The 13,966-nt window shown below is 63.7% G+C and carries 13 protein-coding genes; 10 read left to right on the top strand and 3 right to left on the bottom strand.

Features of this window, described 5'->3' with window-relative positions:
* The first annotated feature begins 93 nt into the window (after positions 1–93).
* From PQ467_RS17815 to PQ467_RS17770, 10 genes are all read left to right on the top strand, one after another.
* Entirely contained in the window at positions 94–1,320 is a 1,227-nt protein-coding gene (locus PQ467_RS17815) for a class I SAM-dependent methyltransferase (RefSeq protein WP_274176875.1), read from the top strand.
* Positions 1,317–1,679, top strand: a complete 363-nt coding sequence (locus PQ467_RS17810; RefSeq protein WP_274176874.1) for a hypothetical protein — start codon at positions 1,317–1,319, stop codon at positions 1,677–1,679. The genes PQ467_RS17815 and PQ467_RS17810 overlap by 4 nt, the downstream gene beginning before the upstream one ends.
* Positions 1,679–3,067 (top strand): FAD-dependent oxidoreductase, encoded by a 1,389-nt coding sequence (locus PQ467_RS17805; RefSeq protein ID WP_274176873.1) that lies wholly within the window; start codon positions 1,679–1,681, stop codon positions 3,065–3,067. The genes PQ467_RS17810 and PQ467_RS17805 overlap by 1 nt, the downstream gene beginning before the upstream one ends.
* Before the next feature lie 94 nt (positions 3,068–3,161).
* The gene (locus PQ467_RS17800) at positions 3,162–4,769 is read left to right on the top strand and encodes an FAD-binding oxidoreductase (protein ID WP_274176872.1); all 1,608 of its coding nucleotides are present in this window, start codon (positions 3,162–3,164) and stop codon (positions 4,767–4,769) included.
* Positions 4,766–5,779 carry a zinc-binding dehydrogenase gene (locus tag PQ467_RS17795; protein WP_274176871.1) on the top strand — a complete coding sequence of 338 codons (1,014 nt, stop codon included), beginning with the start codon at positions 4,766–4,768 and terminating at the stop codon, positions 5,777–5,779. The genes PQ467_RS17800 and PQ467_RS17795 overlap by 4 nt, the downstream gene beginning before the upstream one ends.
* Entirely contained in the window at positions 5,776–7,152 is a 1,377-nt protein-coding gene (locus tag PQ467_RS17790; protein ID WP_274176870.1) for a 3-isopropylmalate dehydratase large subunit, read from the top strand. The genes PQ467_RS17795 and PQ467_RS17790 overlap by 4 nt, the downstream gene beginning before the upstream one ends.
* On the top strand, positions 7,149–7,736 hold the full coding sequence (gene leuD, locus PQ467_RS17785; RefSeq protein WP_274176869.1) for a 3-isopropylmalate dehydratase small subunit: 588 nt from the start codon (positions 7,149–7,151) through the stop codon (positions 7,734–7,736). Before PQ467_RS17790 ends, leuD begins: the two co-directional genes overlap by 4 nt.
* Positions 7,733–8,650, top strand: a complete 918-nt coding sequence (locus PQ467_RS17780) for a hydroxymethylglutaryl-CoA lyase (RefSeq protein ID WP_274176868.1) — start codon at positions 7,733–7,735, stop codon at positions 8,648–8,650. The genes leuD and PQ467_RS17780 overlap by 4 nt, the downstream gene beginning before the upstream one ends.
* Positions 8,651–8,700: 50 nt before the next feature.
* Positions 8,701–9,828 (top strand): CaiB/BaiF CoA transferase family protein, encoded by a 1,128-nt coding sequence (locus PQ467_RS17775; RefSeq protein ID WP_274177252.1) that lies wholly within the window; start codon positions 8,701–8,703, stop codon positions 9,826–9,828.
* A gap of 22 nt (positions 9,829–9,850) precedes the next feature.
* Positions 9,851–10,759 (top strand): hypothetical protein, encoded by a 909-nt coding sequence (locus PQ467_RS17770; RefSeq protein ID WP_274176867.1) that lies wholly within the window; start codon positions 9,851–9,853, stop codon positions 10,757–10,759.
* Between the two features lie 139 nt (positions 10,760–10,898).
* Here PQ467_RS17770 and PQ467_RS17765 read toward each other — a convergent pair whose 3' ends face one another.
* From PQ467_RS17765 to PQ467_RS17755, 3 genes are all read right to left on the bottom strand, one after another.
* Positions 10,899–11,576: a hypothetical protein gene (locus PQ467_RS17765; protein WP_274176866.1), complete on the bottom strand. Its 678-nt coding sequence runs from the start codon at positions 11,574–11,576 to the stop codon at positions 10,899–10,901.
* Between the two features lie 170 nt (positions 11,577–11,746).
* A complete protein-coding gene (locus tag PQ467_RS17760; RefSeq protein ID WP_274176865.1) occupies positions 11,747–12,493 on the bottom strand; it encodes a maleate cis-trans isomerase family protein in 747 nt (248 codons plus the stop codon).
* Between the two features lie 88 nt (positions 12,494–12,581).
* Positions 12,582–13,727, bottom strand: coding sequence for an FAD-dependent oxidoreductase (locus PQ467_RS17755; RefSeq protein WP_337995125.1), 1,146 nt, complete (start codon positions 13,725–13,727; stop codon positions 12,582–12,584).
* Positions 13,728–13,966: the final 239 nt, after the last annotated feature.

Genomic DNA, 13,966 nt, shown 5'->3' with positions numbered 1-13,966 from the left:
TCCGCCATCGGTTTTGGCTATTGGCTTCAGGCTAACTTGCTCTTGGGCGCAAGGCAATATAGCTTATCATTATACCAAATAAAGGACTCGCCCATGGCCGACCCTCAACGCAGCAACCACCCCGCCCCCGAATATGATGGACCGCCCGATTATCGGGTGATCGGCCGTCATGGCGTCTTTCCCCAGACCAGCCATGACGAGATCGAACGGATCAACTTTCTGGCCCAGATGAACCGTCATCTGGCCGCGCGCGTGGTGCCCGGCGTCAAGGCGGCCTATGAGGCGCGGGTGGCCCCCGGTTTTGCCGCCGCCCATGGCCGCCCCATCGCCACCCGCCACGAAGCGCGCAAGGCGATGCTGGAGGATCAGACTTTCTGCACATGGTCGGCCCTGCGCCGCATGACGATGGAGCAGCGCCAACAGGCCGGTCGCTGGACCGCGCTGCGCCAGATGGAAGATCTGAATGCGCGCGGCAAGGCATTGATCGAGGGCGATGACCGGCTGGTGCTGAACCCGGCGCTGGAGGTTCCGCGCTATGTCTCGGCGGTCGATCATCACTGCATGCCGGGCAGCTATCACACCGAATATGTGCCCGATGATTTCACCAATGGCGCCAATTACGACCACGCCGGTTTTGTCACCACCGGCGGCCTGCTGGGCAAATATTCCGACGGCGGCGGCCATGCCGTGGTGCAATGGGTGAAGAAGAACCTGCCCGATTTCGCGCCGAAGAAGATTCTGGAATTTGGCGGCACGGTGGGGCATTCCAGCCTGCCTCTGGCCGCCGCCTTCCCCGATGCGGAACTGACGATTGTGGATCTGGGCGCGCCGGTGCTGCGCTATGGTCTGGCCCGGGCAAAATCGCTGGGCATCAACAACGTTCGCTTCATTCAGGCGAGCGCCGAGGATCTGAGCGGCATTTTTGAAGACGCCAGCTTCGACTGGGTGCAGACGACGATGTTCCTGCACGAATTGTCGACGCGCGCCTTGCGCAACATCTTTGCCGAAAGCCATCGCCTGCTGCGTCCGGGCGGCATCGTGCTGCATGTCGAACAGCCGCAATATGCCCCCGATATGCCCTTTTTCGAACAGGCCATGCGCGACTGGGATGCGTTCTATAACAACGAGCCGTTCTGGAGCCGGATGCACGAGATGGATCTGGACGCGGAAATGGAAACGGCCGGATTTGACCGGGCCAAGATCATCCATGGCGGCGTCTATGGCGTGGTGGACCGCGATCTCTTTCCCGACGCCGCCGAAGACAACACCGAGGATTTTGGCCGCAAGGCCGCGTGGCATGTGATCGGAGCCGTGGCATGAGCTTTAACGACGCCCTCAATCTTGCAGGCGCCAAGCCTGCGGGTAAACGCCCCTATTTCCTTGAGCCGCAGGTCGAACGCGTGCTGGCGATTACGATGAGCCTCGCGCAGGAATTGGCCGTTGCGCGCCAGCGGGCCGATACGCTCGAACGGTTGCTGACGGCCAAAGGTGTGATCGCCGAAGGGGACATTGACGCCTTCACCCCCGATGCCACCGCCAGCGCCCAGCGCCAGATGTGGAATCAGGAATATATCGCCCGCATCCTGCGCATCGTTCAGCAGGAAAATGAGGCCGCCGCCATGGCCGATGACGTGGCCAGCGGCGAGATGGCCGACGATATGGTGCAGGACAAGGGCTGATGGAGTTTGAATTTTCCGTTCCCGTGCTGGTAGTGGGCGGCGGGGCCTGCGGTTGCATCGCGGCGCTTTCCGCGCGCGATGCCGGGGCCGAAGTTCTGCTGGTCGAGGGCGACGAGCGCCCGATGGGTACGACCGGCATGTCGATGGGCCTGATCTGTGCGGCGGGCACCAAGGCGCAGGCGGCCAAGGGCATCAGCGACAGCGCCGATGCCTATTATGACGACATCATGGCCAAAACGCGCGGGCAAACCGATCCGGTGATCGCCCGCGCGCTGGCCGATCATTCAGGCCCCACGCTGGACTGGATGGCGGAGCGTCTGGCGCTGCCATGGGAACTGGATATGGGTTTCCGCCCCTCTTATGGCCTTTCGACCTATCGCATGCATGGCTGGCACGGCCATGATGGTCAGGATATGGTCGATCTGCTGCACCAGCGCCTTGAGGATGAAGGCGTGATGGTGATGCTGGGCGCGCGGCTGGAGGAAATCCACGCAGATGCCGAGGGGCGCGTATTGGGCGTCAGCCTGAAGCGACCGGACGGTTCAACGGAACAGGTGGGCTGCGAAAGCCTGATCCTGGCCAGCGGCGGCTATGCGGCCAACCATGAACTGCTGGCGCAATACATTCCCGCCATGGCCCATGGCCGCAACAACGGTCATGAAGGCAGCGACGGCACCGCCGTCCTGCTGGGGCAGAAGCTGGGCGCGGCGGTCGGCGACATGGGCGCCTATCAGGGCTATGCCATGCTGACCGAGCCGCAGGGCATTCCGGTCTGCCCCGGCGTGATTGTCGATGGCGGGATTATCGTCAATGACGCGGGCGAGCGCTTTTGCGACGAGAGCGAGGACATTGCCGGGATGGTTCATCCGGTCATGGCCCAAGGCGGCCCCTGCTGGGTCATCTTTGATGAACGGATTGCCGCGCAACAGGCCTATGTGCCCGACATGCAGGCCCTTGCCCGTCTGAACGCGGCCAAGCATGGCGCCGATGTTGCCGAACTGGCCGCGGCCATCGGTGTGCCGCCCGAGGCGCTGGCCGCATCGCTGAGCGAGGCCGGTGAAGCTCTGGCGCAGGGACGCCCCGATGCGCAGGGAAGAGTTTGGGATGGCGACAATCCGCCGCCATCCGCACCTCTTTGCGCCTTCAAGGTGGTGGGGGCCATTTTCCACACCCAGGGCGGCCTGCAGATCGACGGCTCGGCACGCGTGTTGCGCGAGGATGGCACGGCGCTGCCCAATCTGTTTGCCGGGGGGGGCGCCGCGCGCAGCGTCTCAGGTCCGGCCCATTGGGGCTACCTGCCCGCCATGGGGCTGTGCACGGCGGTTACACTGGGCCGCCTCGCCGGTTTGTCGGCCGCAAAACTGACCGCATCCGCACTGGCATCCTGACGCGTTCATCCGACAGGAGGATAAATCACCGCTCTGTCGCCGCCCAATTGCCATACGCCTATATCAAAATTGCACTCAGATCCGAAAGGCCATCATGTCGCAGGAAACCGCCCTTCTCTCCGCCCCCTGCCCCGCCGAACTCAAGAACAAGCTGGCCGCGATCGTCGGCGCGGAAAATCTGCGCGAGGATGAAGCAAGCCGCCGCCTGTTCAGCGAGGATATCTGGAGCGCTTCGGACCATACGGTCATGCTGATCGTTTCGCCCGGCAACACCGCGGAACTGGCCGCCGTGGTCAAGGCGGCGGTTGAGGCGGGCGTGGACCTTGCCCCGCGCGGGGCGGGCATGACCTATACCAGCGGCTACATCCCGGCGACCGACACCACGCTCTCGATCGACACTTTGCGCATGAACCGCATCCTTGCGATCCGCGAAGAGGATATGACGATCACCGTCGAAGCGGGCGTGTCGTGGAAAACCATCGACGATGCGCTGCAGCCCCTGGGTCTGCGCCTGCCCTTCTGGGGGCCGATGAGCGGGATCTACTCCACGATCGGCGGCGGTCTTTCGAACCATAATGCCATGTTTGGCTGCGCTCAATACGGCACCTCGACCGAGAGCGTGATCGCGATCACGATGGTGCTGGCCGATGGCTCGATCCTGAAGACCGGCGCGCGCGGGCCGGACGGGGATACGCCTTTCTATCGTCACTATGGCCCGGATCTGGCGGGCCTGTTCATGGGTGATGCGGGCACGCTGGGCCTCAAGGCCGAAGTGACCTTCCGCCTGATGCGCCGCCCGCAATTCGAGGATTCGGTCAGCTTCAGTTTCAAGACCGGGCCGATCATGCTCGAAGCGCTGGCCGAAATGACGCGGGCGGGCATTGCCTCGGAAACCTGCGGCTTTGATCCGGGCCTGACCAAGGTGCGAATGCGCCGCATGGGCATGACCAATGACGTCAAGGCGCTGGGCGCGGTGATGGCCAAGGAAAAGTCGGTGTTTGGCGCGCTCAAGGCGGGCTTCAAGATCGCCGCCGCCGGGCGCAGCTTTATCGAGGAGGAGGAATACCCCCTCCACATTTCCGCCGAGGGCCGCTGCAAGGAAGCCGTGGCCGCCGATATTGCCAAGGCGCGCGAAATTGCCGCGCAATATGATGGCGTCGAAATCGCCAACACCATCGCCAAGGTGATCCGCGCGATGCCCTTCCCGCCGCCCAACTCGATCCTTGGGCCCGATGGCGAGAGCTGGGTTCCGGTCCATGGGCAGGTTTCGCTCTCCAATGCGCCCAAGATGTTTGCCGACGTCAAAGCCTATTTCGACAGCATGGCGGGCGAATTTGACCGGCTTGGCATCCACACCGGCTTCCTCTTCTCCTCGCTGCACAACAACGCCATCTGCATCGAGCCGGTGTTTTTCTGGCCGCAAGGCTATCGCCCTGTGCATGAAAGTCTGGTCGAGCCTGAACATCTGGCCCGTCTCAAGCAGTTGGGCGATGCGCCGGAAGCCAGCGCGATGGTCCATACCGCGCGCGAACAGGTGAAGCGGATTGCCGAATCCTATGGCTGCGCGCATTTCCAGATCGGCCGCGCCTACAAATACCGCGATAGCCGCGATCCGGCCTTCCTGCGCGTGCTCGATGCGGTCAAGGCCGCCGTCGATCCCAAGGGGCAACTGAACCCCGGCTGCCTGGGGTTTCCCGCGTGAGCACCTATCGCGCGATCAGACTGGAGAGCATTGCCCCCTCGTTTCGCGAAGGCTGCGTGATCCGCGAATTGCCGTTGAGCGAACCGGCGGCAGGGGAGTTGCGCGTGCGCAACCTCTATTGCGGCATCAACGGCATTTTCGACACCCAGATCGCGCGCGATGCGGTCGATTACGTCAAGATCGCCCTGCCCACCTATACCGGCGTCGAGGCGCTGGGCGTGGTGGAGGCCGTTGGTGAGGGGGGCGAAGGTTTCGCCCCCGGCGATGCGGTGGTGACAACCCGCTTTACCGGCGGATACCGCGAGGCCAATATCGCGCCCGCCGCCAATTTCCTCAAAGTGCCCTCGACCGATCCGGACTGGCTGGCATTGTGCAGCACGGGCGTCTCGGCGATGGTTGCGCTGGATGTCATCGGCCAGTTGCAGCCGGGCGAAACCGTGGCCATTTCGGCGGCGGCAGGCGGTTTGGGCCATTTCATGGTCCAGATCGCCGCGGCGCGCGGATGCCATGTGGTGGCGGTCTGCGGCGGGCCCGACAAGGCGGCCTTTGTCCGCTCGCTGGGCGCGGCGCGGGTGATTGACTATCGCAGCGAGGATGTCGGCGCCGTCTTGGCGGCGGAATATCACAACGCGCTCGATGTCGCGGTCGATACGGTGTCGGGGGCGATCTTTGACGCTTTCCTTGCCAATCTGGCCAATCATGGGCGGCTGGTGGTGGGCGGCGCGGCCGCCGATCTCAACGGGAAGCCCGAAATCGTCAGCGGGCCGCGCATCGCCAATGCCATCTATTACAAGGGCGCATCGGTGCGCGGGTTCATGAACGGTTTGCTGACCCCCTATTGGCCGGAAGCGCGCGAAAAACTGTTTGCCCTTTACGCTCAGGGGCAGGTCAAAGTGCATTTTGACACGCCTCGCTTCAGCGGCCTTGAAGGCATTTACGATGCGGTGGAACGCCTCCTGTCGGGTGCCTCCTCGGGCAAGGTGATCGTCGATCTGGGAGCCGGTGTATGAGCCGTACACTGGCCGACAAGATCTGGGATGCCCATGTCACCACCACCACGTCTGCGGGCGCGGATCTGGTGGCGATCGACCGGGTGTTTCTGCATGAACGCACCGGCGCCTCGGCGCTGAAAAGCATAGCGGCAGCGCGGCGGCCGGTGGTCGATCCTCACCGCGTTTTTGCCGTGATGGACCATATTGTCGACACCCGTCCCGGTCGCGGTGACCAGACGCTGATGCAGGGCGGGCAAGCGTTTATCACCGAAACCCGCGCGGCCGCGCTGGCCGCCGGGATCACCCTGTTCGATGTCACCGACCCGGATCAGGGCATCACCCATGTCATCTCGCCCGAACTGGGCATTGTGCTGCCCGGCTGCACGCTGGTCGCGCCCGACAGCCACACCTGCACGCAAGGGGCGCTGGGCGCGCTGGCGTGGGGCATTGGTTCGTCCGAGGCCGAACATGCGATGGCGACCGGCGTGCTGCGCCTGCCCCGTCCCAAAACCATGCTGGTGCGTTTTGAGGGCGCGCTGGGCGTCGGCGTGACGGCCAAGGATATGGCGCTGGCTTTGCTGGGCGCGCATGGCGCAGGCGGCGGCGCGGGACATGTGGTGGAATTTGCAGGCTCTGCGGTTGAGGCCCTCGATATCGAGGCGCGCATGACCTTGTGCAACATGGCCACCGAATTTGCCGCCATGGCCGCGATCATCGCGCCCGATGCCAAGACCTTCGCCTATCTGGCCGGGCGCCGCTATGCCCCGGCCAGTTTTGATGCGCCCTATTGGCAGGAACTGCGCAGCGACGAAGGGGCGACGTTTGATCGCGAAATCGTCATCGACGCCGCCGCCATCGCGCCGATGATCACATGGGGCACCAGCCCCGAACATGCGATCCCCATCGACGCAATGGTGCCGCAAGGGCCGCAGCGCGCCCATGACTATATCGGCCTTGCCGCCGGAACGCGCATCGCGGGCACGCCGATCGACGTGGCCTTCATCGGCTCGTGCACCAACGCGCGCCTGTCCGACCTGCGCCGCGCCGCTGCTCTGGTCAAAGGGCATCATGTCGCCCCCTCGATCAAAAAGGCGCTGGTCGTTCCCGGCAGCGGAGCGGTCAAGCGGGCCGCCGAGGCCGAAGGGTTGGACAAGGTGTTTGAGGCCGCCGGTTTTGAATGGCGCGAAAGCGGCTGCTCGCTGTGCTTCTTTGCCGGGGGCGAGAGCTTCCCTGCCGGCAGCCGCAGCATCAGCAGCACCAACCGCAATTTCGAAGGCCGCCAAGGCCCCGGCATCCGCACCCATATCGCCAGCCCCGAAGTTGTCGTGGCCAGCGCGATTGCGGGCGCGATTGCCGATCCGCGCCTGTTGAGCGTGGAGGAACCGGCATGACCCCGTTTATCAAACTGACGGCGGTGGCCGCCCCGCTGCTGGCCGACAATATCGACACCGATGCCATCATACCCAGCCGCGAGATGAAATCGACCGGGCGCACGGGATTGGCCGATGGTCTGTTTGCGCCATGGCGCTATGTCGAAGGGCGCGTGCCCAACCCCGAATTCGTGTTGAACCAGCCCGAATATGCAGGTGCGCAGGTCATTGCGGGCGGTGCCAATTTCGGCTGCGGGTCCAGCCGCGAACATGCGGTCTGGGCGTTGGCTGAATATGGCGTGCGCTGCGTGATCGCCCCCGGCTTTGCGCCGATTTTTGCCGCCAATTGCATCCGCAACGGGCTGTTGCCGGTCGTCCTCCCGCGCGAGGCGGTGGAAAGCATCGCAGGGCGCGAGGTCCATATCGATCTTGCCGCCCAGACGCTGACCTGCAGCGATGATACTTATGCCTTCCCCATCGAGGCCGAGGCCAAGGTCATGCTCCTTGAAGGGCTTGACGCCATCGACCTCACCCTGAAATCGCGCCCCGCCATCGCCGCATGGACCGATGCCGATCGCGCGGCGCGCCCCTGGATTTATCTATGACCTTTATCACCATATCCGAAGTCGGCCCGCGCGACGGGCTGCAATCGATCAAGCCTGTCATGTCGCTGGAGGCCAAAAAGGCCTGGATCGCGGCCGAGGCCGCCTGCGGCGTGCCTGAAATCGAGGTGGGCAGTTTCGTGCCCCCCAGCCTCTTGCCGCAAATGGCCGATACCGCCGAACTGGTGAAATTTGCGCGCGGGATCGAGGGCCTGAACGTCGTCGCGCTGGTGCCCAATGCCAAGGGTGCGGCGCGCGCGGTCGAGGCGGGCGTGCATGGTTTTTCCGCCCCCTTCTCGATGAGCGAGACCCATTCGATCCGCAATGTCCGCAAGGACCATGCGCAGATGATCGAGGAAATCCGCGACATGGCCGCCATTGCATCGTCCGCAGGCGCGCATTTCGCGGTGGGCCTCTCCACCGCCTTTGGCTGCACCATCGAGGGCGCGGTGCCGCAGGACACCGTGGTCCGCATGGCGGCGGCCAGCGTCGAGGCGGGGGCCAAGGAACTGAGCCTGTCCGACACCACCGGCTATGCCGATCCGGCGCAGGTTCGCCGTCTGGTGCGCGCCGTGCGCGCCGAGGTGGGCGATGCGCTGACCACGCTCCATCTGCACAATACGCGCGGGCTGGGTCTGGCCAATGCGCTGGCGGGGCTGGATGAAGGGATCACCACATTGGACGCCTCGCTGGGCGGCCTTGGCGGCTGTCCCTATGCGCCCGGGGCCTCGGGCAATCTGGTCACCGAGGATCTGGTGCTGATGCTCAATGCCATGGGCTATCGGACGGGCATTGATCTGGAAAAGCTCTTGAAAGTGCGCGCCATTCTCTCCGAAGCTCTCCCCGAAGAGCCGCTTTACGGTTTCACGCCAGACGCGGGCGTGATGATGGATTATCAGGAAAGGATCGCTCAGTGAGCCAGAACCCCACCCCTCTGGCGGGCATCCGCGTGATCGAGTTCACCCATATGGTGATGGGCCCGGCGGTGGGCCATATTCTCGCCAGCCTCGGCGCCGAAGTGATCCGCATCGAGCCGATCGGCGGCGATGCCACGCGGCGGTTGCTCGGTTCCGGCTCCGGCTATTTTCCGATGTACAATCGCGGCAAGCAGTCGATCTGCCTTGACCTGAAAAGCGCGCAGGGCGTGGCTGTCGCGCGCGATCTCGTGGCGGGCGCGGACATTCTGGTGGAGAATTTCCGCCCCGGCGCGCTCGACCGCATGGGTCTGTCCTATGAGGCGATGGCGGATGCCAATCCGCGCCTGATCTATTGCAGCGAGAAGGGTTTCCTGCCCGGCCCCTATGAAAACCGCACCGCGCTCGATGAAGTGGCGCAGATGATGGGCGGCCTTGCCTATATGACCGGCCCTCCGGGGCGGCCATTGCGCGCAGGGTCCAGCGTGATCGACGTGACCGGCGCGATGTTCGGCGTGATCGGCATCCTTGCCGCGCTGGAGGAGCGCCACCGCACCGGGCGCGGGCAAAAGGTCGTGGCCAGCCTGTTTGAAACCACCGCCTATCTGGTGGGCCAGCATATGGCGCAGTTTGCCGTGACCGGCAAACCCGCCGCGCCGATGCCTGCGCGCATCTCGGCCTGGGCGATCTATGATGTGTTTGAAACGCAGGATTTGCCGGTGTTCATCGGCGTGGTCTCCGACAGCCTGTGGGAGAAATTCTGCGCGCTGCTGGGCTTTGATGACCTTTGGGCCGATGAAAGCATCCGCGCCAACAACCAGCGCGTGCTGGCCCGCGACCGCATCCTGCCGGTCGTGCGCGAAAAGGTCGCCGGGTTCACCCGCGCCGACATCATCGCGCGGCTCGAAGGGACCGGCATTCCCTTTGCCCCGGTCAGCAAGCCCGAGGAATTGTTCGATGACCCCCAACTGGCCGCAGGCGGGTTGGAGACGGTGTTCCTTGACGATGGGCGCGAGACGCAATTGCCGACCGTGCCGCTGGAAATGGCGGGCAAGCGGACGGGGGGCGAAAACCATCTGCCGCGGCCCGGACGCGATGCGCGCGATGTGCTGAGCGCGCTGGGCTATGACGACGGAAAAATTGAAGAATTGATCGGTGCGGGGGCGGTTGGCGCCCTTTGAGGCCGAAAATGGGGGAAATGCGATGAGCGAAGCCTTTGAGACCGACACCGGCGATGAAGCGCTGTTGATGAGCCGACGGGTGCTGATGGCCGGGGGCCTGATGCTGGGGGCGGCCGCAAGCATGCCCGCCATGGGGGCCGCTGCGGCCACGAGCGGCCGCGAAGAGGGTATCCCGACCGATCCTGCCGCGCGCATCGCAATGATCCGCCGGATGCGGATGCGGGCCGATGCCGGGCCGGTGTTCTGGTGGTTCCGTGGGCGCAATTATGCCCAGCAGGGCGCCAAGCTGATCCCCATGTGCGACATGATCTTTGGCGCGCTGATGGATATTCGTCCGACGGCCGATGGCGGGTTGATGACAACGCAGTATGAACTGGCCTTCCGTTGCGCGCTGGACAGCGGCGTTCGGGCGGAAAAGCTTCTCAATCCGATCACCGGTACGATGGTTGATGTGCCATTCGCGCCCGTTGGACCGACCAAAGTGGTCTATAACGCGGAAAACGTGCTGCAATTGCCGCCGACCATCGGCGGGTCCAAGTTCACGGTCGAGCATGTGCCCGAACTTTTCTTCCGCATCGGCGATACGGTCTGTTTTCAGACCCACAGCCGCGCGCGCGCGGAGACCCAGGGGCAGAGCGATCGCGTGCTCAATGATATGAGCATGATCTGCAGCCCCGCCGCCGAAGCGCTCGATCCCAAGCGCGCCTTTGCCAGCGCGACGGCCTATGGCACGGATGTCACCGATTATGCGCGCTGGTGGAAAATGCCCCCAGGTCTCGGCACCCAGACGCTGCGCAGCGCAGGGATGAAAGTGGCGCGTTATCAGGACATGCCGCAGGATTGGCGCGATATGGTGGCCAAGGCTGACCCCGCGATGGCCGCCGATCCGATGGGCGTGTTGAGCCGCGCGGCCGCTACCTATCGCAACTGACCGAATTGGGGGCGCGGCCCCCGAACAAACCCGCACTTGGCCCCGGTCTTCCGCGATGGAAGGCCGGGGTCTTTTTATGCACGCAAAAAACGCGACGGGTTGCCCCGCCGCGCTTTTTTGGTCCTTCGCAAAGGCGTCCTCAGATCGGCTTGACCGTGCCGAGGAAGCAGATGCCCGAAATCGTGATCCAATAGACATAGGCCATGCAGCGCCCGAGGAAGAAGTCGCGCTCAAGCACGGCCTCGATCTTGGGATTGGGGCCCTGGGCCAGAATCCGGAACGCGGTGGTCCAGCGGCGCATGATCCAGCGCAGGCCCAGACCGATGCACAGCGTGAAGCCGTAAAGCGTGAACTTGGTGGCATACCAGCGCTGGCCCTCGCCCGCCTCGAACGGACCATGGCCCAGCAGCGAGGAAATGCCGACAATGAAGATCGTGGGGATGAGGATGTAGCGCACCGCCTCGTCGATCTTGGTCAGGCGGATGCCGATATCGGTTTCGCGCTTGATGAACGCGCCCCAGCACAGCGCCAGCCAGCCAGCGACAAAGATCCACATAAAGGTCAGGAAATTGCCGCCATAGGGCTGAAGCCCGTAAATGTTGCCCATGTGCAGACCCAGCGGCAGCAGCGTGATGATGCCGGTGCGCGCCAGGATGTCGATGCGATAGGCCGTTTCCATATGGCGGCGGCGCTCTTCCATCGAGAGGTTGCGGTTGAGGATATTATAGCTGGTCTGAAACACACCCCATTCACCGCCCAGCCAATAGACCATGCAGATGATGTGTACCCAGCGCAGTACGAGAACTTCCTGTATCACGGTTTTCTCCCTGAGTTGGGACCGGCGCTGCGATCATGCGCGGCCCTGTCGTCGGGCGGCTGATGGTGCCGACCTCCTGCTGTGGGCGATCCATCGCATGGGGGCCGGGCGTGCGGGTAGGCATCCGCCGCGATACGCCCGCCTGTCGGTCAGGCGGGCGCGCATTTCGGTTAAAACTCGGCCAGCAGGCGGCCGACGCCCTCGATCTTGTCGTCGATGCCGCAGGCGCGCAGGCCATGCCAATAGGTGGCCGTGTTGATGGCGATCACCGGCTTGGAGAGCTTCTGCTCATATTCCACAGCCAGATCGACCATCGAGAGGTTGGTGCCGACCTGAACGATGGCGTCCACATCGTCGCCGTCCAGATAATCCAGCACCGGGCGCAGGTCTTCCGGCGTCACCTTGGCAATGTCGGTCCAGCGCTTGCATTCCAGCGGCTTGTCGCGCTTCACCTCAAAGCCCGATTCCTCAAGGAAGCGGCGCACTTCGGTGTTGGCCACCGGATAATAGGGCGAAACAAAGCTGACGGTCTTGACGCCGCCATAGGCTTTCAAAGCGGCGGCCACCGATTCCGCGCCCGTGCTGGCGCCCACGCCCGCCACGGCCTCGACATCGGCCTTCCACTTGCGGCTGCCCTCGACCCCGCCGTAAAACGTGACGGCCGACATGCCCAGCACGAGGTAATCGACCTTGGCGGTCATGACCGAGCGCACCGCATCATGGGTGGCGTCCGAAATCGCCTGCGTGCCGACCAGGAAATCCTCGTTCGACAGCGCGAGCGGGTCTTCAACATAGATGCGGCTGAAATGGTTGGTCACGCCCACCGGGCGCATGCGCTCCATGTCGGGCTGCACCGTGGTGTTGGTCGAAGGCGCGATCACCCCCATCAGCTTGCGCCAGCCCAGAACGTCACCCATGCAAATATACTCCTTATTACAGGCAGGACGGGGGACCGTGCCCTTGATGGTGAAAGGGCGGAGCGTTTTATCGCCCCGCCCGGAAATTTCACTCGACCGCAGCGGCCTGCGCGAGGCTTTCGTACATCGCCTGCCGCATCAGATAGGCGCGGCGCTTGTCGTCATCGGCCTTCAAGTCCAGCATCGCCTGGCGGCGGCGCTTGTGCGCCTCATCGGCGCCGCCCTTGATAAAGGCCATGTTTTCGATCGTCTGCTGCTGGGTAAAGCTGTGCGTTACCGTGCGGCGCTGGCGATCGTAAAGCTCAAGGCTCTGGTTGGTCTTGGTGCCCTTGAGCACCGGATCGAGCTTTTCAAACAGGTTGAAAGCGTCATGCACGCCCGAATTCATGCCGAACCCGCCCAGCGGATTGTTGAGATGCGCCGCATCCCCGGCCAGATAAACGCGCCCGCTGCCAAAGCTCTTGGCTACGCGCTGGTGCACGCGATAGAGCGTGCGGTGGCCGGTCTCGACATGCAGATCCGTGCCCAGCAGACGCTGGAAGATGCCATCCTTGATCTCGTCGGATTTCAGATAATCGTCGCCCAGCGAAGCGTCGGTAGGCACCAGCACGCGCCACACCGAAGGCACGCGCAGCAGCACCAGCCATTCCGAGGGGTCCGACACATAGTTCACATAAGCCAGATTGGGCAGATAATCGGCCAGTTCCAGCTTGGTGGACAGCGTGAGGAAACGCTCGGGATAAGTGAAGCCGTCAAATTCGATGCCCAGCCACTTGCGCACCACCGAATTGGCGCCATCGGCCCCGATCAGATAGTCGCAGCGGTAGCGCACGATATCGGTCATCGTTTCGACGCACAGGTTGACGCCGGTATCATCCTGATCCAGCGTCAGCAGACGGTGGCCGAACAGCACCTTGGCGTTGGAATATTGCTCCAGCCCTTCGGCCAGCCCGCGCGAGAGATGATACTGTTCGCATTGGATGCGGAAGGGATAGCGCGTGACATCGGAAATCTCGGAGAGGTCGAAATCGACCACTTCGCCCGATGCCCGGTCGCGCCAATGATAAATCGGCGCCTTGAGCCCGCGATCGAGCAGCAATTGCGTGATGCCGATATCATCCAGCATTTCCAGCGTCGAGGGGTGGAACGTGGACGCGCGCAGATCCTGCGCACAATCGAGCCCCGCCTCGAAAACCACCACGTCATAGCCGGCCTTGGCCAGCAGGGTGGCCATTACTGTGCCAACGGGGCCTGCACCCACAATCCCCACCTGGCACCGTTCTACCCCTGTCATAGCTCATGCACTCCAAACCTCGGACTTGCATGCGATATGGACGCTTGGCCCCCCGGTGATGCGGCATGTGGTGGAATTATCCGCACAGTGGGGATTGGCGCGCCTTGAACAGGCATGCCCACCCTCAAGAGGCAGATTGCAACGACTTGGGGAGCATCAGGAATGCGGGGAATTGTGGA

Origin of the sequence: Novosphingobium sp. KACC 22771, assembly GCF_028736195.1 — a bacterium.
Classification (GTDB): Bacteria; Pseudomonadota; Alphaproteobacteria; order Sphingomonadales; family Sphingomonadaceae; genus Novosphingobium.
Note: the sequence above shows the minus strand (reverse complement) of the source record. Positions and strands in the feature narration are given on the sequence as shown.

What these genes read in the sequence shown, in the direction of transcription:
- PQ467_RS17815 (WP_274176875.1), top strand. Translation starts at nt 94, where the DNA reads ATGGCCGACCCTCAACGCAGCAACCACCCCGCCCCCGAATATGATGGA.
- PQ467_RS17810 (WP_274176874.1), top strand. Translation starts at nt 1,317, where the DNA reads ATGAGCTTTAACGACGCCCTCAATCTTGCAGGCGCCAAGCCTGCGGGT.
- PQ467_RS17805 (WP_274176873.1), top strand. Translation starts at nt 1,679, where the DNA reads ATGGAGTTTGAATTTTCCGTTCCCGTGCTGGTAGTGGGCGGCGGGGCC.
- PQ467_RS17800 (WP_274176872.1), top strand. Translation starts at nt 3,162, where the DNA reads ATGTCGCAGGAAACCGCCCTTCTCTCCGCCCCCTGCCCCGCCGAACTC.
- PQ467_RS17790 (WP_274176870.1), top strand. Translation starts at nt 5,776, where the DNA reads ATGAGCCGTACACTGGCCGACAAGATCTGGGATGCCCATGTCACCACC.
- leuD (WP_274176869.1), top strand. Translation starts at nt 7,149, where the DNA reads ATGACCCCGTTTATCAAACTGACGGCGGTGGCCGCCCCGCTGCTGGCC.
- PQ467_RS17780 (WP_274176868.1), top strand. Translation starts at nt 7,733, where the DNA reads ATGACCTTTATCACCATATCCGAAGTCGGCCCGCGCGACGGGCTGCAA.
- PQ467_RS17775 (WP_274177252.1), top strand. Translation starts at nt 8,701, where the DNA reads ATGGTGATGGGCCCGGCGGTGGGCCATATTCTCGCCAGCCTCGGCGCC.
- PQ467_RS17770 (WP_274176867.1), top strand. Translation starts at nt 9,851, where the DNA reads ATGAGCGAAGCCTTTGAGACCGACACCGGCGATGAAGCGCTGTTGATG.
- PQ467_RS17760 (WP_274176865.1), bottom strand. Translation starts at nt 12,493, where the DNA reads ATGGGTGACGTTCTGGGCTGGCGCAAGCTGATGGGGGTGATCGCGCCT.
- PQ467_RS17755 (WP_337995125.1), bottom strand. Translation starts at nt 13,727, where the DNA reads ATGGCCACCCTGCTGGCCAAGGCCGGCTATGACGTGGTGGTTTTCGAG.